The sequence below is a fragment of the Micromonospora sp. NPDC023814 genome (genome assembly GCF_040639595.1).
Lineage (GTDB): Bacteria > Actinomycetota > Actinomycetes > Mycobacteriales > Micromonosporaceae > Micromonospora.
Genome location: NZ_JBFAAF010000068.1, coordinates 18,616 through 40,294, shown reverse-complemented (window position 1 = coordinate 40,294; position 21,679 = coordinate 18,616). Strand labels below are relative to the sequence as shown.

The 21,679-nt window shown below is 73.0% G+C and carries 20 protein-coding genes; 10 read left to right on the top strand and 10 right to left on the bottom strand.

Going from position 1 to position 21,679, the window contains the following annotated elements:
• Positions 1 to 76 precede the first annotated feature (76 nt).
• Together AB0G14_RS27900 and AB0G14_RS27895 are read left to right on the top strand one after the other, a co-directional pair.
• On the top strand, positions 77 to 3,775 hold the full coding sequence (locus AB0G14_RS27900; RefSeq protein ID WP_357702359.1) for a S8 family peptidase: 3,699 nt from the start codon (positions 77 to 79) through the stop codon (positions 3,773 to 3,775).
• A gap of 137 nt (positions 3,776 to 3,912) precedes the next feature.
• Complete coding sequence (locus tag AB0G14_RS27895; RefSeq protein ID WP_357702363.1) at positions 3,913 to 4,893, top strand: helix-turn-helix domain-containing protein; 981 nt, start codon at positions 3,913 to 3,915, stop codon at positions 4,891 to 4,893.
• 19 nt (positions 4,894 to 4,912) lie between these two features.
• On the opposite strand, the gene AB0G14_RS27890 is transcribed toward AB0G14_RS27895, so the two are convergent.
• Positions 4,913 to 5,083, bottom strand: coding sequence for a hypothetical protein (locus AB0G14_RS27890; protein WP_357702365.1), 171 nt, complete (start codon positions 5,081 to 5,083; stop codon positions 4,913 to 4,915).
• Positions 5,084 to 5,584: 501 nt separating this feature from the next.
• Here AB0G14_RS27890 and AB0G14_RS27885 point away from each other — a divergent pair.
• The 3 genes from AB0G14_RS27885 to AB0G14_RS27875 are packed head-to-tail and all read left to right on the top strand — an operon-like array spanning position 5,585 to position 7,841.
• Positions 5,585 to 6,307: a hypothetical protein gene (locus AB0G14_RS27885; protein ID WP_357702357.1), complete on the top strand. Its 723-nt coding sequence runs from the start codon at positions 5,585 to 5,587 to the stop codon at positions 6,305 to 6,307.
• Positions 6,304 to 6,666, top strand: coding sequence for a transcriptional regulator (locus AB0G14_RS27880; RefSeq protein WP_357702355.1), 363 nt, complete (start codon positions 6,304 to 6,306; stop codon positions 6,664 to 6,666). Before AB0G14_RS27885 ends, AB0G14_RS27880 begins: the two co-directional genes overlap by 4 nt.
• The gene (locus AB0G14_RS27875) at positions 6,663 to 7,841 is read left to right on the top strand and encodes an acetylhydrolase (protein ID WP_357702353.1); all 1,179 of its coding nucleotides are present in this window, start codon (positions 6,663 to 6,665) and stop codon (positions 7,839 to 7,841) included. The genes AB0G14_RS27880 and AB0G14_RS27875 overlap by 4 nt, the downstream gene beginning before the upstream one ends.
• Positions 7,842 to 7,937: 96 nt before the next feature.
• Here AB0G14_RS27875 and AB0G14_RS27870 read toward each other — a convergent pair whose 3' ends face one another.
• The 3 genes from AB0G14_RS27870 to AB0G14_RS27860 are packed head-to-tail and all read right to left on the bottom strand — an operon-like array spanning position 7,938 to position 11,006.
• A complete protein-coding gene (locus AB0G14_RS27870) occupies positions 7,938 to 8,675 on the bottom strand; it encodes an HAD-IA family hydrolase (RefSeq protein ID WP_357702351.1) in 738 nt (245 codons plus the stop codon).
• A gap of 37 nt (positions 8,676 to 8,712) precedes the next feature.
• Complete coding sequence (locus AB0G14_RS27865) at positions 8,713 to 9,846, bottom strand: Gfo/Idh/MocA family oxidoreductase (RefSeq protein WP_357702349.1); 1,134 nt, start codon at positions 9,844 to 9,846, stop codon at positions 8,713 to 8,715.
• A complete protein-coding gene (locus AB0G14_RS27860; protein ID WP_357702347.1) occupies positions 9,843 to 11,006 on the bottom strand; it encodes a DegT/DnrJ/EryC1/StrS family aminotransferase in 1,164 nt (387 codons plus the stop codon). Before AB0G14_RS27860 ends, AB0G14_RS27865 begins: the two co-directional genes overlap by 4 nt.
• Positions 11,007 to 11,340: 334 nt before the next feature.
• On the opposite strand from AB0G14_RS27860, the gene AB0G14_RS27855 reads away from it, so the two are divergent.
• From AB0G14_RS27855 to AB0G14_RS27840, 4 genes are all read left to right on the top strand, one after another.
• Positions 11,341 to 11,772 (top strand): type II 3-dehydroquinate dehydratase, encoded by a 432-nt coding sequence (locus AB0G14_RS27855; RefSeq protein WP_350710205.1) that lies wholly within the window; start codon positions 11,341 to 11,343, stop codon positions 11,770 to 11,772.
• 91 nt (positions 11,773 to 11,863) lie between these two features.
• Positions 11,864 to 12,217, top strand: a complete 354-nt coding sequence (locus tag AB0G14_RS27850) for a DoxX family protein (protein WP_357702345.1) — start codon at positions 11,864 to 11,866, stop codon at positions 12,215 to 12,217.
• 33 nt (positions 12,218 to 12,250) lie between these two features.
• Complete coding sequence (locus AB0G14_RS27845) at positions 12,251 to 13,213, top strand: ROK family protein (protein ID WP_357702361.1); 963 nt, start codon at positions 12,251 to 12,253, stop codon at positions 13,211 to 13,213.
• Between the two features lie 12 nt (positions 13,214 to 13,225).
• Positions 13,226 to 13,810 carry an NAD(P)H-dependent oxidoreductase gene (locus AB0G14_RS27840; RefSeq protein WP_357702343.1) on the top strand — a complete coding sequence of 195 codons (585 nt, stop codon included), beginning with the start codon at positions 13,226 to 13,228 and terminating at the stop codon, positions 13,808 to 13,810.
• 40 nt (positions 13,811 to 13,850) lie between these two features.
• Here the strand turns inward: AB0G14_RS27840 and AB0G14_RS27835 are convergent, their stop codons facing one another.
• Positions 13,851 to 14,504, bottom strand: a complete 654-nt coding sequence (locus AB0G14_RS27835) for a TetR/AcrR family transcriptional regulator (RefSeq protein ID WP_357702341.1) — start codon at positions 14,502 to 14,504, stop codon at positions 13,851 to 13,853.
• Here AB0G14_RS27835 and AB0G14_RS27830 point away from each other — a divergent pair.
• Complete coding sequence (locus tag AB0G14_RS27830) at positions 14,448 to 15,731, top strand: FAD-dependent monooxygenase (protein ID WP_357702339.1); 1,284 nt, start codon at positions 14,448 to 14,450, stop codon at positions 15,729 to 15,731. The two genes, AB0G14_RS27835 and AB0G14_RS27830, sit on opposite strands and share 57 nt — an antisense overlap.
• A 175-nt stretch (positions 15,732 to 15,906) precedes the next feature.
• Here AB0G14_RS27830 and AB0G14_RS27825 read toward each other — a convergent pair whose 3' ends face one another.
• From AB0G14_RS27825 to AB0G14_RS27805, 5 genes are all read right to left on the bottom strand, one after another.
• Positions 15,907 to 16,200 carry a pentapeptide repeat-containing protein gene (locus AB0G14_RS27825; protein WP_357702337.1) on the bottom strand — a complete coding sequence of 98 codons (294 nt, stop codon included), beginning with the start codon at positions 16,198 to 16,200 and terminating at the stop codon, positions 15,907 to 15,909.
• A 250-nt stretch (positions 16,201 to 16,450) separates the two neighbouring features.
• Complete coding sequence (locus AB0G14_RS27820; protein WP_357702335.1) at positions 16,451 to 17,959, bottom strand: MFS transporter; 1,509 nt, start codon at positions 17,957 to 17,959, stop codon at positions 16,451 to 16,453.
• Positions 17,956 to 19,767: an IucA/IucC family siderophore biosynthesis protein gene (locus AB0G14_RS27815; RefSeq protein WP_357702333.1), complete on the bottom strand. Its 1,812-nt coding sequence runs from the start codon at positions 19,765 to 19,767 to the stop codon at positions 17,956 to 17,958. The genes AB0G14_RS27820 and AB0G14_RS27815 overlap by 4 nt, the downstream gene beginning before the upstream one ends.
• On the bottom strand, positions 19,764 to 20,369 hold the full coding sequence (locus AB0G14_RS27810) for a GNAT family N-acetyltransferase (protein WP_357702331.1): 606 nt from the start codon (positions 20,367 to 20,369) through the stop codon (positions 19,764 to 19,766). Before AB0G14_RS27810 ends, AB0G14_RS27815 begins: the two co-directional genes overlap by 4 nt.
• Positions 20,366 to 21,664, bottom strand: coding sequence for a SidA/IucD/PvdA family monooxygenase (locus tag AB0G14_RS27805; protein WP_357702329.1), 1,299 nt, complete (start codon positions 21,662 to 21,664; stop codon positions 20,366 to 20,368). Before AB0G14_RS27805 ends, AB0G14_RS27810 begins: the two co-directional genes overlap by 4 nt.
• Positions 21,665 to 21,679: the final 15 nt, after the last annotated feature.

Below are 21,679 nucleotides of genomic sequence, written 5' to 3'. Positions count from 1 at the left end.
GGGGGGGGCGTTGGGGGGGTCCCCCGGCTCCGGGGGGGGCGGGCCGGGCGGGGGGTGGGGGGTCTCGGCTTTGCCGGTGGGGGTCCCCGCGGCCGGGGCCCCCGCCGCCGGCCGGCCGCCGCAGCGGCCGATCGTCGGCTCGGCGTCCGGCACGGCGACCCCGGCCGGCACACCGGTCACACTGATCACCGGCGACCTCGCCGTGTACTCCGTCGACGCCACGGGCCGCCCGTCGGCGTCGCTCGTCCCGGGCCCGAACGCCGACCCGGACGGCTACATCACGCGCGTCTTCCGCGGTGACGTCTACGTCGTCCCGGCCCGCGCGGTCCCGATGATCTCCGAGGGCGCCCTCGACGAGCAGCTGTTCAACGTCAGCGCGCTGGTACGCCAGGGCTACGACGACCGGTCGGCCGCGGCCCTGCCGTTGCTCGCCACCTACGGGGGCGCGGTGACGCGTACCCGCCAAGCGCCGCAGGCCCCGCAGGGCGCGACCGTCGAGGCGACCCTACCGGTCGCGGACGCCGTCGCCCTGTCGGCGGACAAGGAGCAGGCCGCGGAGTTCTGGCGCGACCTGACCGACAGTGACGGGCCGAGAATCGCGAAGCTGTGGCTGGACGAGCGGGTCAGCGTGGCGATGGCCGAGAGTGCCGCGCAGATCCACGCCCCGCAGGCGTGGGCGGCGGGCTTCGACGGGACGGGCACCAGGGTGGCCGTCCTCGACTCCGGCTACGACGGCAAGCACCCGGACCTCGCCGGGCAGGTGGCCGGCGCGAAGAACTTCACCACCGACTCCGGTGGTGCCGACGTGGACCTGCACGGGCACGGCACACATGTCGCGTCGACGGTCGCGGGCACCGGCGCTGCCTCCGGCGGTGTCGAGAAGGGCGTCGCGCCCGGCGCGAAGCTGCTCATCGGCAAGGTGCTCGACAGTTACGGCCAGGGCCAGGAGTCCTGGATCATCAACGGCATGCAGTGGGCCGTCGACCAGAAGGCCGACGTGATCAGCATGAGCCTCGGCGGCAGCGTCGGCACCGACTGCACCGATCCGATCGGCGTCGCCGCGCAGGCGCTCGCGCAGCAGAGCGCCTCGCTGTTCGTGGTCGCCGCCGGCAACGCGGGCCCCACGCTCCAGACGATCAGCGCGCCCGCGTGCGCGAGGGACGTTCTCACCGTGGGCGCGGTGGACTCCGCGGGTCAGACCGCACGGTTCACCAGCCGCGGCCCGGTCACCGGCACCCACACCGTGAAGCCCGAGATCGCCGCGCCGGGTGTGGAGATCCTCGCGGCCGAGTCCGGCACCGGCGGGTACACCCGGATGTCGGGCACGTCGATGGCGACCCCGCACGTCGCCGCGGTTGCCGCGTTGCTGAAGCAGAAGCACCCCGGCTGGACGGCGCAGCAGCGCAAGGCGGCGCTGATCTCGGCGGCGACGCCGAGCACCACGGGCCGGGTGCACGAGGTCGGCGCCGGTGTCGTCGACGCGCTGCGCCCGCTGACCGCGACGGTCGTCGGCCCCGGTGTCGTCGACGCGGGATCGTACGCCTGGCCGCACCTGCACCAGCCGAAGACCACGACGACGGTCACACTCACCAACACCGGTGACAAGGCGGTCGCGTTCGACCTCGCGATCGCCGGAGCGACCGCCGAAAACGGAGCGCCGCTGCCGAAGCGGACGTTCGCGGCCGGGATCGGCACGGTCACCGTCCCGGCGCACGGCACGGCCGAGGTGCCCGTCGTCCTCGACCCGGCCGTCAAGCTGAGGGCCGCCGAGTACGGCGCGATCGGGGCCCGGCTCGTCGCCACCGCAGCCGACGGCAGCACCGTCGTCACGGCGATCGCGGCATACCTGGAGCCGCACTCGGTCACCGTGAAGCTGAAGCTGATCGACCGCCGCGGCGAGGCGCCGGCCATGCCGTCGTTCGTGGACGTCGTGGACGCGGACCGGCTGACCGCCCTGCGCTTCGCGTCGTTCACGACCGATCCGACGCTGCGGCTGCGCGAGGGCCGCTACTCGATCAACGCCGTGATCGCCAGCCGTGACGCGGGCACCACCGGGGCGAACGGCCTGGTCCACTCGGTCACGTTCATGGGCGACCCGGAGTTGGTGGTCAACAACGACGACGTCGACCGGACCATCACCTACGACGCCCGGACGGCGGTTCGGCAGAAGGTCACCGCCGAGCGGCCGATCGAGGCGCAAAGTGTCGCGCTGGAGTACGGCCGCTGGTGGGACACCGCGTACATCAGCGGCGGCTACACCGGCGGGAAGTCCGTCGACGAGGTCTACGTCGGCCGGACCACGCCGGTCACCGACGGCGGCTTCCAGTTGGGCAGCTACTACCGGCTGTACGCGCCCGAGCTGGCCCTGCGCACTACCGGCGGGATCGCTCTCAACCCCGTCTACGTCGGGCCGAGCCGGCTCCAGGCCGGCGTGCCGACCCGGTTCGACGGATCCGGCACCGCCGAGCTGGTCGACGCCGGAGCAGGCAGTCAGGCGGAGTTGGCCACGGCGACCGGGAAGATCGCGCTGGTGCACTCGACCGATGTCGCGAAGGTCCTCACCGCCGCCGCGGCCGCAGACGTCAAGGCCGTCCTCTTCGGACGCGACGAGCCGGGCCGCTGGTCCGCGATCGCCGCGTCGACGATCCCGGGTCTGACGGTCACCGCGATGGAGGAGTCCGCCCTGCGGGCTGCGCTGGCCGCCGGACCGGTGACGCTGGCCTGGGACGCCGTCGTCACGAGCCCCTACGTCTACAACGTGGCGTTCGCGGACGAGCGGATGACCCAGCCGGACGTGCCGCTGCAGGTCAGAGAGAAGAATTTGGCCCGGGTCGACGAGCGGATCCATTCCACCCGCACCGACCGGGTCATCATCGACGGAATCCAGTTCTTCCCGGCGAACTACCCCAGCACCGTGTCGCTCGTCTCCGACACGTTCGCCGTTCCGGTCGAACGGGCCTCGTTCGTGACCGCCGGTGTGCAGACCCAGCGCCTCATGGCCGGGGCGAGCATCCGGGACGAGACGATGCTCGCCGCGCCGCGGACCGCCGAGGCGGGGTCCGTCCGGTCGGAGGACTGGTACCGCGGCCCGATGCGCTCGACCGGCACCCGGCGGGCGGACCTGTCGCCGGAGCGCATCGCCGAGAGGCAGGAGGGCAAGATTGGCGCCGCGATGCTGGTATGGGGTGACTCCGAACCCGACCATTACGGCATCGGCGGCTTCGGCGACGTCGGTAACGCGGAACTGTTCGCCGACGGCGTCAGCCTCGGGCGCAGCGCCTGGCCGCAGGGAATCTGGGACGTGCCGGACGCGGACGCGGCCTACCGGCTGCGGGTGACGACCACGCGGTTCAACCCCGGGCCCAGCCATCCGAACTGGAGCCTCTTCTACAACACCGAGACGGAGTTCCGGTTCCGGTCGCAGCGGCCGTCCGACAACGGCCTCTACGCCCTGCCGATCCTGGTCCCGTCCTACGACATCGCCGTCGACACGCGGAACCTGACCCCGGCGACCGCCGGGTTCGAGATCGGCTTCGGCGGCGCCGGTCAGCGCGACTACGACGCCGGGCAGATCACGGCGGCGCAGGCGTGGGTCTCCTTCGACGACGGGACGACGTGGCAGGAGGTGACCGTCACCCGAAAGGGGGCCGGATTCGTTACCACCGTGGACCAGTCGGCGGCCGCCGGAAAGAACGTCTCCCTGCGCGTCGACCTCACCGACGAGCACGGCAACGGCGTGCGCCAGACGATCATCCGGGCATACGGCGTGCGGTGATGTGGTTGGCGGGGCTCCGGGACGCAGCTCGTCCCGGAGCCCCTCCCGGCCACCCGGACGGCACCCGGGACTGTTCAAGATCCATGAGCATGGCCCATACTCTCCGCGTCGTCGCGGGCGGAGGGAGGCAGCCACCGATGCTGGCCGCGTTGGGCCTGAGCCCCGAGGACGAGGCGGTCTACAGTTTGCTGGTCCGTCGCACGCAGGCCGGCCCGGACGAGCTGGGCGACGCCCTGCGGATGCCCACCGCGGCGGTCGAGGCGACGCTGTCCCACCTGCTGGCCTGCGGCCTGGTGAAGCGCGGATCGGACGGCGTGTTCTCGGTGGCGCCGCCCGCCGTCGCGCTCGGCGCGCTCATCAGCGAGCAGCGCAACGCGCTCCGCAGCGCCGAACTGGCGCTCGTCACGCTCGCCGAGGAGTACCGCGGGGCGGTCGCGGGGCGCACCATCGACGAACTGATCGAGGTGGTCACCGGCGTCGACGCGGTCCGCCACCGGTTCGCCCAGGTGCAGCAGGCCGCCCGCACCGAGGTGCGCAGCTTCGTCACGCTGCCCTTCATCGCCGTACCGCCAGGGAGCAACGCGGTGGAGTCGGTGGCGGTGGCCCAGGGGGTACGGTTCCGGGTCGTGGTGGACCGCCCGGCGCTCGCCGAGCCCGGGGTGGTCGCCCAGACCCTCGAGTCCCTGCGCAGCGGCGTCCAGGTGCGGGTGGTCGAGTCGTTGCCGATCAAGCTCATTTTGGCCGACGCGGAACTGGCCCTGGTGCCGCTGACCGCCACGCCAGGGGGCGAGCCCGGTGCGGTACTGCTGCACCGCACCGGGCTGCTGGCCGCGATGGACGCACTCTTCGAGGTCGTGTGGCGGCACGCCCACCCGCTCGAACTGACCGCCTCGGCGAGCCTGACCGAGGACGCCGGAGCCGGCACCGACGGTCCGACCGATCTGGACCGCAGGATCCTGGCGCTGCTGCTGGCCGGGCTCACCGACCAGGTCGTCGCCGCCCAGCTCGACCTGTCGCTGCGCACCCTGCAACGACGCCTGCGCCACCTGATGGACCTGGCGGGGGTGGAGACCCGGATGCAGCTCGGCTGGTACGCCGCCCGCCACGGTTGGGCGTAAGCGCCAGCGCTCACCTCAGTCAGCCCAGGAAGCGCACCGTGATCGTCCGGGCCTGCCGGCTGGTCGCCCACTCCACCTGCCAGCACGGGTACGGCACCAGCCGCCCCCACCACGCCCGGCAGCCCACGCACATCCCGTCGAGCCCGCGCAGGTGTACGGCGAGGATCGCCCGCTCCCGTTCGTCGTTCACCTGGTCTCCCCTGCTGGCCAGTGGCCGCGGTTGATCGGGATACGGTGGCGGGCACGGCAGGGCAGGTCGGCGCCGCAACGGCAGGCCAGCCGCCACTTCCGCCAGGACCAGACCGGGTCGTCCGGCGTCCTGAGCGGCAAGCATCGCGCGGTCGGCCGCGAGCCACACCAACTCCGGGTGCGGCTGGTGGGCGACGTACAACTGCGCGAGGTGGTAGACACGCGCCAACTCGAAGGCGCGCACCGAAGGTCGTGGATCGGTCATCGTCGTCTCCCAGGTAGGGGTCTGGGCGGCGGGCCACCGGCCGCCACTCCGGCGGGCCGCCAGGTCGACGGCACTCCGGGGCGGCCACCTCGATGCGCTCCGACAACCGGTACAACCGCTCGACGCCTCTTCTCAAGCAATCGCTAGCCGCTCCGTGGCTGAGGCCGCGATTTCACGGTGCGGCAACCACCGAAACTCGTACTGGCGGAAACTGGTTTGTCATGGAAACCTATTGGCATGACCACTGATTCGGTACCCGCCGGCAGCGATCCCCGACGGCTGCTGTCCGACGTGCGCGCCCTCGCCCACCGGGTGCGTCTTGACCAGCGGGTGACCTGGGTCGCGCTGCTGGCGCTGGCCGCGGTGACGTTCACGGCGATCCCGATCGACTGGTACTCCCTCCACGCCGACTGCGGGTCCGCGACCGCGTGGATCAAGAACGCGGACGGCAGCTCCATGTGCCACGTCCGGGGTATGGGCCCGGCGTTCTACTGGCCGCCGGCGCTGCTGCTGGCGTACACGGTGACCGCCGTGTACGCCGTGCGGGTCGCCCGGTCCCGGGGGCTGGGCGTCCGGGTGCTGCCGTACGCGCTCACCGGCGTCGCGCTGACCGTCCTGCACACCGTTGTGGCGCAGCTGATGCGCCTGTACCTGGAAAGCCACCCGCCGTTGACCGATCCGTTCCCGTACTGGGTGATGCTGCTGGACCGTCTGGTCGCACCGGCTGGCGCGATCGGGGTCACGCTGCTTGTGCTGGCCTGGTTGGAGCGCCACGTCGCGCTGCTGGTGTTCACCCTCGGGTATCTGGCGGTGGTGCTGGTGCCGATCGACTTCGGCTGGAATCCTCCCTGGGGATACCAGGGAATCCTGGGGGAGTTCCTGCCGCAGCAGATCATCAACGGCTCCGTGCTGCTGCTGGGCGCGGTCGGCTTCGCGGTGTCCCGCCGGTGGCACCGGTGACCGCCAACACCGACCTCCCGGGCCCGCACGCGCCGTCCGCCCATCCGGTCACGGGCCTGGACGACGTGGTGCACCAGCGGGTCCGGCTGGGCATCCTCACCATCGCGCACGAGGCACGCCGGGTCGAGTTCGGCTACCTGCGCGCCCATCTGGAGCTGACCGCCGGCAACCTCTCCAAGCACCTGAGCGTGCTCGAGGAGGCCGGTCTGATCGAGGTGGAGAAGGGGTACGAGGGCCGGCGCGGCCGTACCTGGATCACGCTCACCGCCGCCGGCAACACCGCGCTCGCCGACGAGATCGAGCGGCTGAAGCTGCTCATCGCGCGGGTCGAGACCACCGACACCCGGGAGGACCGATGACCATCGCACTGACCCGCCGACACCTGCTCGCAGCCGCGCTCGCCACCGGGGTCGCCGCGCCGCTCGGCAGCGCCGGCCGCGCGTGGGCGGCGCCGGCCGCGCCCGGCCCGGCACGGCTCACGCTGCCCCCACCCACCGGACCGCACCGTGTCGGCACCGTGTCGCTGCACCTCGTCGACAGATCCCGCCCGGATCCGGTCGCCGACCCAGGGCACTATCGCGCACTGATGGCCAGCGTCTGGTATCCCGCCGTCCGGGACGCCCGGCACTATCCGGTGGTGCCGTGGATGCCCGCCGCGCCGCTGCGCGCGCTGCTCGTGTCCGCCGGGTTCGACGCCGATGCCGTGGCGGCGCCCCTCACGGCCGGCCACGAGGGCGCTCCGGCACTCCGGGCACCCGAACGGCTGCCCGTGATCGTGTTCTCCCACGGCAACGACGGTCACCGCGCCGAGGCCACCATCGTGGTCCAGGAACTCGCCAGCCACGGCTACGTCGTGGTCACGGTGGATCACACGTACGACGGGTTCAGCGAGTTCCCCGACGGCCGGCTCACCGTCCCCGAGGATCTGTCTTTCACACCATGGGACTCCTCCCACGACATCCGGTTCGTCCTCGACCGCATCGAGGACCTCGCCGCCGGCCTCAACCCCGACGCCGAGCGGCGTCCGCTGCCGGCCGGCCTGGGCGCCGCGCTCGACCTGCGGCGCATCGGCATGTTCGGCTGGTCGAAGGGCGCGACCGCGACCGCCCTCGTCATGAACCAGGACCGACGCGTCCGGGCCGGGCTCAGCTTCGACGGCCCGATGCAGTCGCAGCCACCGGTCACCGACCTCGACCGGCCGTTCATGCTGATGACCGCGGAGTTCACCCGGGCCGCCGAGCCGAGCGTCGCCCAGTTCTGGTCCCACCTACGCGGATGGCGGCTCAACGTGCACGCCGACGGCGCGCACCACGGGGCGTACTGCGACAACCAGTGGCTGATCCCGCAGTTGGCGAGGATCATCGGGATGGGCGACGAGCAACTCGCCGGCTGGATCGGCACCCTCAACCCGGCCCGGGCGGTACGGATCCAGCAGGCATACCCGCTCGCGTTCTTCGACCTGCACCTACGCCACCGGGGACACCTGCTCAACGGCCCGAACCCGGCCTTCCCGGAAGTGCGATTCATCGTCTGACGCGCTTCAAACAGCTCGAGTGACGCCCCCGCAGCAGCCGGCGCCGGCGGGCTCTTCCGCAACCGGCGGCTGGCTCGAAGAGCCGCCGAGGCGCCGTCAGGGGACGAGGGCGGCCGGGCAGTGCGCGAGCAGATCCCCCGGCGCGTGCGCGACCAGATCCGGCCTGGCGGCCAACAATGCACTGACATCCCCGCCGTGCCACGTCGTGGCCACCGTCGTCGCCCCGGCCTCACGCCCGCTCATCAGGTCGATCACCGCGTCCCCGACCATCATGGCCTGCGACGCCGGCACGTCCATCAGCCCCAGCGCCTGGAGCACGATGTCCGGCGCCGGCTTCGGCCGGGCCACCTCGTCCGACCCGATCACGTGGTCGAAGAGCCCCAGCACCCCGAGCGTGTCGAGCAGCGAGCGCGCCCGCGGGCCGCTCTTGCCGGTGGCGATCGCCATCCGGATGCCCCGCTCGTGCAAGGTTTCCAGCGTCTCCCGTACGCCGGGAAAAAGCGGCACGAGGTGCGCCATCCGGTAGCTCTCCCGGACGAACGGCTCCTCCATCTCCAGCGGCAGCCCCATCAGCCGCATGATGTCCGGGAAGTACCGGCCCATGTGCCGGTTGTACTCCTCGAACGGGGCCGGTCCGTCCCCCACCACCTCGGCATACGCGATGCTGAACGCCTCCCGCATCACGGCCGAGCTGTCGACCACGACGCCGTCGAGGTCGAACACGACGGCCCGGATCGGCCCCCGGGCCGACGCCGAGCCGGCCACGTCGACCGCGACCGGGGTCGCGTCGAGGGCGGACGGTGTCGCGTCGACGGTGGACGGTAGATGGCTCATGGCTGCTCCCGGAAGCGAGTGGGGTCGACGGTGGTTCTCACCGGTCGCGATGGCCCGCCAGCGCGTGCTGCCGCTCCGGCTCGGTGGGCCGGGCGGAGTCGTAGATCCGTTCGATGATGTCGATGGTCCGGCGCGCCTCTGCGACGGCCGCGCCCCGGCTGGCGGGGTCGGCGAGCAGTCCGGGGAGGGCGTCGAGCTGGCGGGCGTACTCGGTGCCGATCGGCTCGGCGGGCAGCGGCAGCTGCTGGGTCTCGCCGTCGCGGGTGCAGGTCAGCACCGGCTCCGGGTCCCGGTTCGGGCTGAAGCCGAACGTGCAGCGCAGCGTCGCCGAGCCGGCCGCGCCGTGCACCGTGATGGTGGTGCGATCAAGCGACTCGTGCGAGGCCCAGCAGGCGTGCAGGGCGACGGATGCGCCGGTGTCGGTGAGCAGGAAGCCCCGGGCGGTGTCCTCGACGTCGCCGGGTGCGCGGCCGGCGGTGTCGGCCTCGCTGCGCCAGGCGGCGTGGGCCGCGCTGTCGTTGACGAAGTCGTCGGAGACGCTGCCGATCGCTTGGGTGACCCGGGTCTGGCCGAGCATCGGCAGCACCGTGTCGAGCAGGTGCCAGCCGAGGTCGACCAGCGCGCCCCCGCCGGAGAGGTCGCGCCGGGTGAACCAGCCGCCGGCGTCGGGCACGCCCCGCGCGCGGACCCAGGCCACGTCGACGTGCCGGATCGGGCCCAGTTCGCCGGCAGCCTCGGCCAGCGTCCGGACGTCGGCCCGGTAGCGGGCGGCGCTGCCGGCGAGCAGCACCGCGCCGCCGTCGCGCTCCGCGTCCGCGAGCAGGGTCGCCTCGGCGGAGGTCAGGCAGACCGGCTTCTCCAGGAACACCGGTACGCCCCGGCGCAGCAGCCGGGCGGCGACGGCGGCGTGCAGGTGGTTGGGCACGGCGACCACCACCAGGTCGGCCGCGTCGGCCGGCAGCTCGTCGACGTCGGCGTACGCGGCGGGGACGAGGTGGCTGTCGCGGGCCCGGTCGCGAAGGCCGGGCACCGGGTCGACCACGGCGGTCACCGTGAAACCCGGGTGCGCGGCGAGCCGGGGCAGCCAGATCTCCCGCCCGGCCCACCCGAGGCCGGCCACCGCGACCCGCACCGGGCGGGCGGGCGCGGCGGCCGGGGGCAGGCCGGTCATCCGGCGAGGACGTCGGCGAGCACGGCGGCGATCTCGTGCATCTGCTGCTCCGTGCCGAGCAGGGTGCGGTGGTGCAGCCAGATGCAGTCGGAGTGGATCTGCTCGACGTTGGGGCAGCGGGCGGCGATCGCCTCGACCGACTCGTCGGGAGCGCCGGCCTTCCAGAAGCCCTCGCAGCGGTAGATCGCCCGGAACGCCACGAACGCCGGGATGCCCCGGGCGATCAGCTCGTCCACCACGGCGCGGCGGCGCTCCAGGGTGATCCCGGGGACGCGGAACATCGCCATGTAGTGCGGGTTGCGGTCGGTGCGCGGGTCGGTGGCCTGCGGGACGACGCCGGGGATCTCGTCGAGCAGGCTCGCCAGCAGCGGCCAGCGCTGCTCCCGCACCGCGATCTGCCCGTCGAGGCGGGACAACTGAGCGCGCAGCACGGCGGCGGTGAACTCGCCCATCCGGTAGTTCGAGCCGGTGGTGCTGTGCAGGTAGTCCCGGTCGGTGCGGGGCCGGCCGCAGCTGTGCACGAGGAACGCCCGCTCGCGCAGCTCCTCGTCGGGGAAGAGGATCGCGCCGCCCTCGCCGGCGGTCATCAGCTTGCCGTTCTGGAAGCTGAACGCGGCCACCGAGCCGAGTTCCCCGGCCCGCTTGCCCTGCCACTGCGCGCCCTGGGCGTGCGCGGCGTCCTGGAGCAGCGCCACCCCGGCGTCGGCGGCAATCTTGCTCAGCGCGTCCATGTCGGCGAACTGGCCGGCCATGTGCACCGGCATGATCACCTTGGTACGCGGGGTGATGGCGGCCTCGACGGCGGCCGGGTCGACGCAGTAGGTGTCCAGGTCGACGTCGACCGGCACCGCGACCGCGCCGAGGCGCTGCGCTGCCAGCGAGGACGAGATGAACGTGAAGGCCGGGACGATCACCTCGGTGCCGGGGCCGGCGCCGAGCACCTCCAGGGCGACCTCGAGGGCGTGGGTGCCGTTGGTGACGGCGAGCGCGTGCGGCGTGCCGTGGTAGGCGCCGAACTCCTGCTCGAAGGAGTCGACCTCGCTGCCGCCCATCCGCCACCACTGGCCCTGCTCGAGGGCGCGGATCAGTCCGGCGCGCTCCTCGTCACCGAACTGCGGCCACTCGGGGAACTCCGACACCGTCGAGGGCTGACCACTCATGACTTCCCACTTCCCAACTCGGGCAGACCAGGGGCTTCGCCGGACATCGGGCGGGACGACCCGGGACCGCCGGTACGCGGTCCGGGCACACCGGGGCGCCGGATGGCCGGTTCGAGGTAGGTGACGCCCCCGTGGACCCGGCGGCATCGCTTCAGCAGGAGGGACGGTAACCGAACCGGGCGCCGGGTCACCGCCCCTAACAGCCCCTACGCACCCCTTAGTCCACCCGCCCCGGGGCCGCCGCCGGGTCGCCCGACGCCGGCGGCATAGTAAGACTGCGGAGGACCAGTCATCGGGTCCTGTCGGGACAGGGCCGCGCCCCGCGAGGTGAAGCGTGTCGGACGTGCTGCTGCTGAACGGCCCGAACCTGGGCATCCTCGGCAGGCGGGAGCCGGAGATCTACGGCACCGACACCCTCGACGACATCGAGCGGGCGGTCGGCGAGGAGGTCGCCGCGCGGGGCTGGCGGGTGGTGGCCGAGCAGCACGACTGCGAGGGCGCCCTGATCCGCGCGATCCAGAACCGGTACGACACCGTCGGCGCCATCGTCAACCCGGGCGCGCTGATGATCGCCGGCTGGAGCCTGCGCGACGCGCTGGCCAACTATCCGCGGCCCTTCATCGAGGTGCACCTGTCCAACGTCTGGGCCCGGGAGAGCTTCCGACACGACTCGGTCATCGCCCCGCTGGCCAGCGGCGTCATCGTCGGGCTCGGGTCGCTGGGCTACCGGCTGGCCGCCCGCGCCCTCGTCGCGACCGTCCGGTGAGGATTCGGCGCGCCGCCCTCCGCCGCCGACCGCGCCGATCCGGCGCCGGTACGGTCGTCCGCATCCTGCCACCTCACCCGAAGGACCTCACGTGCACATTCCCGTCATCGTCCTGACCGCCATCCTCGCCGCGGTCTTCCTGGGCACCGCCGTGCCGAAGCTGACCGGGCAGGCGCAGATGCGCGAGCGGATGGACCACCTGGGCGTCTCCCCCGGCCTGACCCGCGTGCTCGGGGTGCTGGAGCTCGCCGCGGTCGTCGGTCTGCTGCTCGGGCTGCTCTGGGCGCCGCTGGGCATCGCGGCGGCCGCCGGCCTCGCCCTGCAGATGGTCGGCGCGGTGGTCTACCACGCCCGCGCGAAGGACCCGGCCCCCATGACCCTGACGCCGGTGGTCTTCGCCGTCGCCGCGGTGGCGCTGGCGGTCCTCCACGTGCTCCAGGGCTGAGCCGCCGTGCCCGACCCGCAGCGTCCCGCCGCCGTGCCCGAGCCGCAGCGCCCCGCCGCCGGACCCGACCGGCGGGGCGCCGTCGGGGTGCTCGGCGTCGACGTCGGCGGCACCAAGGTGGCGCTGCGCGCGGAGGCGGCCGGCCGGCCGGCGTACGACCGGACCTTCCGCTGGCCGCACGGCGCGGACGCGGCGGCGGACCTGGCGGCGCTGGCCGCCGAGGTGACCCGGCTACGCGATGCGTGGGGGCCGGTCGGCGCGGTCGGGGTGGCGATGCCGGCGACCACGGACGCGGCGGGCGCCGTCACGACGTGGCCCGGCCGGCCGAGCTGGGCCGGCCTGGACCTCGCCGGCGCGATGCGTCGGCTCTTCCCCGGTGCGGCGACGGCCCTCGCCGACGACGGCGACCTCGCCGCGCTGGCGGAGGCCCGGCACGCCGGCCGCGACGACGTGGTCTACCTGGGGGTCGGCACCGGCATCGGCGGCGGCGTGGTGCTGGCGGGCCGGCTGGTGCCCGGCCGGTCCTCGGCCGAGGTCGGGCACATGGTCGTCGCCCTCGGCGGCGAGCGCTGCGACTGCGGGCGGCGCGGCTGCCTCCAGTCGGTGGCGTCCGGGCCGGCCACCCTGCGCCGGGCCACGGCCGCCCGGGGCACCGAGGTGAGCTTCGACGACCTGCGCGACGGGCTGCGCGAGGGCCGCGCCTGGGCGGTCGAGGCGGTCGACGCGAGCTGCCGCGCCCTGGCGGCGGCGGTGGTCAGCCTCGGCGAGCTGCTGGACCCGGCGGCGGCGATCGTCGGCGGCGGGTTCGCCGACGGGCTGCCCGGCTTCGTCCCGCTCGTCGCCGAGCATGCCCGGGCGGCGGGCCGGCCCGGCCGTCCCGCGCCGCCGGTGCTCCCCGCCGCCCTCGGCGGCCTGTCGTCCCTGCACGGCGCGGTGGAACTGGCCCGGAGCCTGAGCGCCGCACCGGCCCCCGTCCGTCCCGTCCCCACCCCGTAGAGGAGATCAACCATGGTCAGGATCGGTGTCGTCGTCGGCAGTACGCGGCCCGGACGCAAGGCCGACGTCGTGGCCCGCTGGGTGCGGGATCTCGCCGCGAAGCGGGCCGACCTCACCGTCGAGCTGGTCGACATCGCCGACTACCGCCTGCCGCACTTCGACGAGGTGCTGCCGCCGTCGATGGCGCCGTCGACGCGGCCAGCCGTGCGCCGGTGGGCGGCGACCGTGGCGGGGTTCGACGGGTTCGTCTTCGTCACCCCGGAGTACAACCACTCGATCCCGGGCGCGCTGAAGGACGCCGTCGACTTCCTCTTCCAGGAGTGGCAGCACAAGTCCGCCGGTCTGGTCAGCTACGGCGTGCACGGCGGCACCCGCGCGGCGGAGCACCTGCGGCTGGTGCTCGGGCAGCTCGGGGTGGCCGACGTCCGGTCGCAGGTCGCGCTTTCCCTGACGACCGACTTCGTGAACTTCCGCGACTTCCGGCCGGCGGCCCACCACGAGCAGGCCCTCGGCACCATGCTCGACGAGGTGATTGCCTGGGCCGGCGCGCTGCGGACGCTTCGCCAGAGGCCCGTCCGACTGGCAGAGTCGCCGTAATCCAACGGTGTTCAGCCGGTGCTGGCCTGCGAGCGGTAGGTCACGTGTGGGGATGGCTGGTGATGCCGTCCAGGATGGTGATCAGGTTGTGGTGGAAGGTTTCCTCGGCGTTGAGGTGGGCGCCGTCGATGACGAGCCGGGCGACGGTGGGGTAGCGGCCTGTTTCGAGCATGCGTGTCAGGTAGGGCCCGAGGGCGGCCTGCCAGGCGGACACGTCGGTGCCGGTCAAACGGGCGGTGCGTCGCTCGGTGATCTCCCTGCGGAGCGCTCCGACGATGAACGCGTTGAGGGCGCCCACAGCCCGCTGGAGATCGTCGATACCGCGCACGCCGGGGGCCTGGCTGAGCGCCGCCGCGGTCGATTCGCCCACGGCGAGCGCGTGCGGTCCCAAGTGTGGCCTTGCGCCGAGCAGGTCGGCGAACCACTCATGGTCAAGGGCGGCTTCGCGGGTCGCCTGGGCGAGGGCCAGCACCGTGGCGCGCCACTCGGAGTGCTGGCCGGCCTCGGCGATCTGGGCATACACGGCGTCGACCATCAGATCGAGCAGTTCGGATCTGTTGATCACGTAGTCGTAGAGCCGCATCGGACCGACGCCGAGCTCTTTGGCGATCTTGCGTACCGATAGTCCGTCGAGGCCATGCACGTCGGCGAGCCGGATCGCCGTGGCGGCGATCTTCGCGCGGCTCAACGGCACCGGCGCCGCCCGCGGCTGAGGCTCGGGCCGTTCCCAGACGGGCAACGGTGGGCTACCGTACGGCGTATCCATGAGGTACAGCGTACGGTAACGGAGATGATGATGCGAATCGCGATCGCCGGTGGTGGCCTCGGCGGCCTGACGCTGGCCCGAATCCTGCACCGGCACGGCATCGACGCGGTCGTGTACGAACGCGAGGCAGGCCGATCCGCGCGATCACAGGGCGGATCGCTCGACCTGCACCCGGAGTCCGGGCAACAGGCCCTGGCCGATGCGGGCCTCGCCGGCCGGTTCCGGTCCGAGGCACGGCCGGAGGGCGAGGAACATCGCATCCTCGACCCGGCCGGACGCACCCTCGTGCACCACATGCCACAACCCGGCTCATTCTCCGGACGCCCCGAGATCGACCGGAGCGCACTGCGTGATCTTCTGCTCGATTCGCTCCCCGGCGACGCGGTGGCCTGGCAGCACCGGCTCGTCGCGGCGACGCCACGACCCGACGGAGGCTTCGGGCTGACGTTCGATGGCGGCCACGGCGCCGACTGCGACGTCCTCATCGGCGCGGACGGCGCACGCTCGGTCGTCCGGTCGCTGCTCACCGACGCGACACTGTCCTCCGTGGCCACCTTGGTAGAGCTCAGCATCAGCGACGCCGACCGGCGCCACCCGGATCTCGCCGATCTGGTCGGCCCCGGGAACCTGTGGTGCATCGGCGTGAACCAGATCCTGGCAGCACAACGCCTCGGCGACGGCAGCATCCGGGTCGGCATCTCCCTACCCGCGGACGATCGCCACCTGGACACCTACCGCAGCAAGCGCGCTCTGCTGGACATGTTCGACGGCTGGAACCCCAGCCTCACCGCACTCATCGAAGCCGGCGACAGCCCGCCGACCCCACGCAGGATCGAGGCGATGCCCACCGGTACACGCTGGGCCCACCAGCCGGGCATCACCCTCATCGGTGACGCCGCGCACCTCATGCCGCCGGTCGGCGAGGGCGCCAACCAAGCCATGCTCGACGCCGCCGAACTCGCCGCCGAACTCGCCACCAACCCCGCCGACCCCGACTCGGCGATCCGTGCGTACGAGGAGGCGATGTTCACCAGAACCCACCCGATCGCCGAAATGTCCGCACGAGTCCAGGCAATGATGCTGTCCCCCACCGCAGCCGACGACATCATCCGCTTCTTCACGCCGCGGCCCACCGAGCCGGCACCCGCAGACTGACGACGCGCAACGCAGACGGCCTCGCCCTGATGGACGCGGGCGTGCTCAAACCCACGATGGCGCCGTCGTTGTGGAGTGGGCGGCAGTTGATCGACGGGACCCGGTGGCGCATCCGGGTGGGCGCACTCTGGGTCGCGGATCCCTGGTCGTTCGGAATCTCGGGAACCGGCAGCGGTCACGCGTCGCGTGCCGCCGGGGGTGGCAGCCGCAGGCCGGCGGGCACTCGGACCCCCGCCGGCCACAGTGTCGACGCCGGTGGTCGCTGCTCGTCGTCGATCCCCGACAGATCGACCACGCCACCGCTGAAGGTGGCGCCGGCGAAGGAGACGCTGCCTCCGACGAAGCGGGCACCGTCGAACGAGACGGTTCCGCCGGAGAACGTGGCGCCGGCGAACGACAGCGGGCCGGTGATCGTCACGTCGGGCACCACCGCGACGACGAGCAGGCCCGCCGCCAGCAACTGCCGCACGGGGGGACGGGCGGGGAAACCCCCGCACCGCCAGGCTCACCTGCAACCCTTTACGCACCACGCCATCGTGACGCGGCGATGCCAGCCGCCCCGGGGGCGCAGTCGGCCGTCAGGGGCCGGAGGACCCCGACAGGCGCAACCGGTCATCGACGCACGCCGGTCAAGACACCGGGCTCAGCCGTCACCGGCGGAGATGGTGCCGGCGGCCAGGCGGAGCGAGGCTCGGACCCGCCGCCCCGGGCGGACCGGCTCAGCCGGCCCGCTCGGCCCGGCGCAGCAGCGCGGCGGCGACGCAGCCGCCGGCGAAGACGGCCACCGCGCCCACCGTCTGGCCGGTCTCCAGCGCGGAGCGGAACGCGTCGGCGACGAGCCGGCGTTCCGCTTCGGTACCGGCGGCGGCCAGGGCGGCGGGGAACGAGCCGGCGCCGGCCAGCGCGGCGGGCAGCAGGGCGGCGAACCGGGCGTTCAGGATCGCGCCGAGCACGGCGATGCCGAGGCTGCTGCCGACCTCCGTCATGGTGCCGTCCACCCCGGCCCCGGCCCCGGCCTTCTCCGGCGGGATCGCGCTCATCACCGCCTCGACGATGGCCGGGTTCGCCACGGCGCAGCCGGCACCCATCACGAGCAGCCCCGGCAGCAGCACCCCGTAGCCGTCCGTCGGGGCGTGGGTGATGAGGGCGAGTCCGCCGGCGAGCAGCGTCATCCCGAGCGCGATCGACCGGGGCAGCCCGAGCCGGCGGATCACCCGGGCGGCGACGCCGGCCACGTTGAGCAGGACGATGGAGAGCGCGAAGGGCACCATCCGCAGCCCCGCCTCCCAGGCCGGGTAGCCGCGTACGAACTGGAGGTGCTGGGTCAGCAGGAACAGCGCGCCGGTGGCGCCGAAGGTGATCAGGACGACCCCGGAGACCGCGCCCACGAAGCGCCGGCTGCGGAAGAAGTGCATGTCCAGCATCGGGTCGGCGACCCGCCGCTCCCAGGCCACGAAGGCGGCGATGAGGAGCACCCCCGCGCCGGCCGCGCCCAGCACCGGGACGGCCGTCCAGCCGCGCTCCGGCCCCGCGATGATCGCGTAGACCACCGCGGTCAGGCCCGCCGTGGAGAGCAGCACCCCGCCCAGGTCGAGGCGCCCGCCGGTCGGACGGCACGACTCCGGCACCAGTGCCCACGCCGCCACCAGGCACACCAGCACGATCGGGACGTTGACCAGGAAGATCGCCCCCCAGGGCAGGTGGGCGAGGACGAGCCCGCCGAAGGGCGGCCCGGCCGCGAAACCCAGCGCGCTCGCCGCGGCCCAGAGCCCGATCGCGCGGGACCGCTCGGCCTCGTCGAAGACCTGCATCGCCACCGCGAGGGTGGCGGTGACCAGGAGTGCGCCGCCGATCCCCATCCCGGCCCGGGCGGCGATCAGTTGGCCGCCGGACTGGGCGAGCCCGGCCGCCAGCGACCCGAGCCCGAACAGCACGAGGCCGGCCAGCAGCATCCGGCGGCGGCCGTACCGGTCGGCGGCGCTGCCCGCGGTGAGCAGCAGGCCGCACTGGACCAGGGCGTACGCGTTGATCATCCACTGGACGTCCGCGGTGCTGGCGGACAGCTCGGTCGTGAGCACCGGGATGGCCACGGTCAGCACCGTGTTGTCGAGCACCACGGTGACCTGGGCGAGGCAGAGCACGCCGAGGATCAGCCACCGGCCGCGCCCCCGGCCGCCCGCGCCGCCGAGCGCTGTCCCGCCGTCCGGCGCGACAGTCGTGGCGGTCATCGGGTCGGCGCGAAGCGGGCGATGGGGTTGGCCAGGGTGCCGACCAGTTGCAGCGCGGCCGACGGATCGGCGAGGTCGACCATCTGCCGGTTGTTGCGCAGCTGGAGCCGGTTGAGGCAGGACAGCGCGAACTCCGGGGCGAACAGGTCGTAGCGCCGCAGCCGATCGGCCAGGTGCGGGACGCTGTCGGCGTAGTCGGCCGCGCACTGGGCGACGGTGCGCCAGAAGGCGTCCTCGTCCAGCACGCCCTCGGTGACCAGGATCGCGCTGAGGTAGCGCAGGAAGCAGTCGAAGACGTCGGTGAAGATCGACAGCAGCTTCATGTCCTCGGGCACGTCGGCCCGGACCCGCCCCACCTGCGGGGGCAGGTCGGCGTCCGGGTCCATCACCACGATCTCCTCGGCGATGTCCTTGAAGATGGCCCGCTCGACCGTCCCGCCGTCCAGGACGAGGATGACGTTCTCGCCGTGCGGCATGAAGGCCAGGTCGTGGGCGTAGAAGCTGTGCAGCAGCGGGGTGAGGTAGGCGTCCAGGTAGCGGCGTAGCCACACCCGCGGCGCCAGCCCGGACTGCGCGATCAGCGCGGCGGCGAACGACCCGCCGTCACGGTCGGTGTGCAGCAGGGACGCCATGGTGGCCAGTCGCCGGCCCGGCTCCAGGCCGGGCACCGGGCTCTCCCGCCACAGCGCGGCCAGCATCTTCCGGTACGGGGAGTACCGGTCTGTCGCCGCCTCGTACTCCAGGTGCCGGTACCCGATGGCGGCCCGCTCGCGGATGATCGTCAGCCCGGTGCGCTTGAGGATCTCGTCGCCGTCGATCAGGTCGGCGAGCCAGTCGTTGATGGCCGGGGTGGCCTCCATGTACGCGGCGGACAGCCCCCGCAGGAAGCCCATGTTCAGCACGGACAGCGCCGTCTTGACGTAGTGCCGGGTCGGGTCGGTGACGTTGAAGAAGGTGCGGATGGACTGCTGGGCGAGGTACTCGTCCGGGCCGGGGCCGAGGCACACCAGCCGGCGCTGCGCCACCTCGGCGGCGAACGTGACGGAGATCCGGTTCCACCACTGCCACGGGTGCACGGGGATGAGCAGGTAGTCGGCCGGGTCGAGGCCGAGCCCGGTCAGGGTGCCCGCGAAGGCGGCAAGGGTGTCGTCGCCGAGTTCGGCGCGGACCAGCGTGTCGTAGTCGAGGTCGGCGGCGCAGGTGAAGGTCGTCCGGTCCCGGTGCGCGGCCAGCCAGACCAGCCGGACGGGGCGGGCGGCCTCCGGCGCGTACGCGCGGTATTCGTCGATGCCGAAGCCGATGCGGCCGTTGTTCGCCACGAAGCCCGGGTGGCCCTCGGTCATCTCGGTCTCGATGACCTGGAAGTCGGCGCGGGCGAGGTCGGCGGCGCGCACCGCCGGCTTGTCGAGCTTGTACGCGGTGCTGGCGAGGGTGGAGCTGATCTCCTCCAGGTAGACGGGGAGGATCTCGTCGCGCAGGCCCAGCGCGCCGCGCAGGTCGAGGCAGAACTCGAGGGCGTCCAGCGGCAGCTCGGTGTCGCCGCGGTGGCGGGTGATGCTGTCGGCGTCGATCCGCCAGTGGTCCAGGGCCAGCAGGCTCGCGGTGAACCGGTAGACCACGTCGCCGTCGTCGCCGCGCACCTCGTACCGGCGCTCCCCCGCCGCCGGGCCGTCCGCGTCGGCGGCGACCGGCTCGGGCGCGAGCAGCCGTTCGTGGGCGAACTCGGCCAGGGCCTTGCGGACCAGCAGCCGGTTGGCGCGGGCCCAGCTCTCCGGCGTCAGGTGGGCCACGGATGCGGAAGGGTTCACGCGGGCAGGTCTCCTCGGGTTGCGGCGGGGTGGGTGTCTGTCGCGCCGGTCGCGGCCTCGAACTGGGCGCGGGTGCAGACGCTGAGCAGCGCGTCCTTCTCGGGCTTGGCGATCGGGCCGACGACGGTGAAGCCGACGGCCGCGTTGAGCGCGTGCACCGCGGTGTTGCGCACGTCGGGCTCCACGACGACCCGCCGGGTGGCCGGGTCGGCGAACAGCCACGCCATCACGGTGGTGATCACCGCGCGGGTGAAGCCGTGCACGGGCGCGTCGGCGGGCGCGCAGAGGAAGTGCATGCCGACGTCGCCGTCGGCCGCGTCGTACAGGCCGGCGAGTTCGACGCGGGCGGGGTCGTACCGCTCGGCGAGGAAGGCGGGTCGCCCCTCGTGCAGGCCGAGGAAGGCGTCGTGGTGCGGGTGCGCGGCGATCCGCCGGTATTCCAGCGCGACCCGGGCCACGTCGGCGTCCTGCATCAGCCAGAACGCCGCCTTCGGGTGGGTCACCCAGCGGTGCAGCAGCGCGGCGTCGGCGTCCGGGTCGAGGGTACGCAGCGCGAACTCGCCGAGCCGGTCGTCGACGCGGCGGTGGACGACCTCGGTCACGACGCGGCCCCGGCCGGCACGCCGAACTCCTGGAAGGCGATGCGCTTCTCGACCGGGTAGTGCTCGCGGCCGAGCAACTCCCGGATGATCCACGAGTTGCGGTACGGGCCCATGCCCAGGTCGGGTGACGTGATGCTGTGCGTGTGGGTGCCGGCGTTCTGCAGGAAGATGCCCCGGCCGGTGTGGTCGATGCTGTAGTTGCGGGCCACGTCGAAGCGGCCGTGGCCGTCCCAACGGATGCGGTCGCGCACCGGCTCGAGGAACTCCGGGACCCGGTAGTGGTAGCCGGTGGCGAGCACGAGGCCCTCGGTGTCCAGGGTGAAGTCGCGGTCCTGCTCGACGTTGCGCAGCCCCAGCGCGTACGTCCCGCTCGGCTCGTCGTACGCGGCGGCGGTCAGCGTGGTGTTGGTCAGCAGCCGGGTGCGTACCGGGCCGCCGATGCTCTTGGCGTAGAGCAGGTCGTAGATGTCGTTGATGAGGTCGGCGTTGATGCCCTTGAACAGCCCCTTCTGCGCGGACTCCAGCCGGTAGCGGGCCGCCTCCGGCAGGGCGTGGAAGTAGTCCACGTAGTCCGGCGAGGTCATCTCCAGGGTCAGCTTGGTGTATTCGAGCGGGAAGAACCGGGGCGACCGGGTGACCCAGTTAAGCTGGTAGCCGCAGGCGTCGATGTCGCCGAGCAGGTCGTGGTAGATCTCGGCCGCGCTCTGCCCGCTGCCGACGACGGTGATGCTGCGCTTGGCGCGCAGCGCCGCCCGGTGCTCCAGGTACTGCGAGTTGTGGATCGCGTCGCCGCCGAGCCCCCGGCAGGCGTCGGGCACGTGCGGCGGGGTGCCGGTGCCGAGCACGAGGTGCCGGGCGCGGTGGGTGACCTGCTCCCCCGTGGCGGTCACGGTGGCCCGCACGACGTAGTGCTCGTCGGCCGGGTCGAACTCGACGGACGTGACCCGGTGTCCGAACCGGACGGCGCGGAGCCTGCCGGCGGCCCAGCGGCAGTAGTCGTCGTACTCGCTGCGCAGCGGGAAGAAGCTCTCCCGGATGTAGAACGGGTAGAGCCGCCCCGACTCCTTCAGATAGGCCAGGAAGGAGTACGGGGAGGTCGGGTCGGCGAGTGTGACCAGGTCGGCGATGAACGGCGTCTGGAGGCGGGTCGACTCCAGCAGCATCCCGGGATGCCAGCTGAAGGTGTCCCGCGCCTCGAGGAAGAGGCCGTCGAGGTCCTCGATCGGTTCGGTCAGGCAGGCCAGGCCCAGGTTGTACGGGCCCAGCCCGACGGCGATGAAGTCGTGCGTCGACATGCGGTTCTCTCCAGC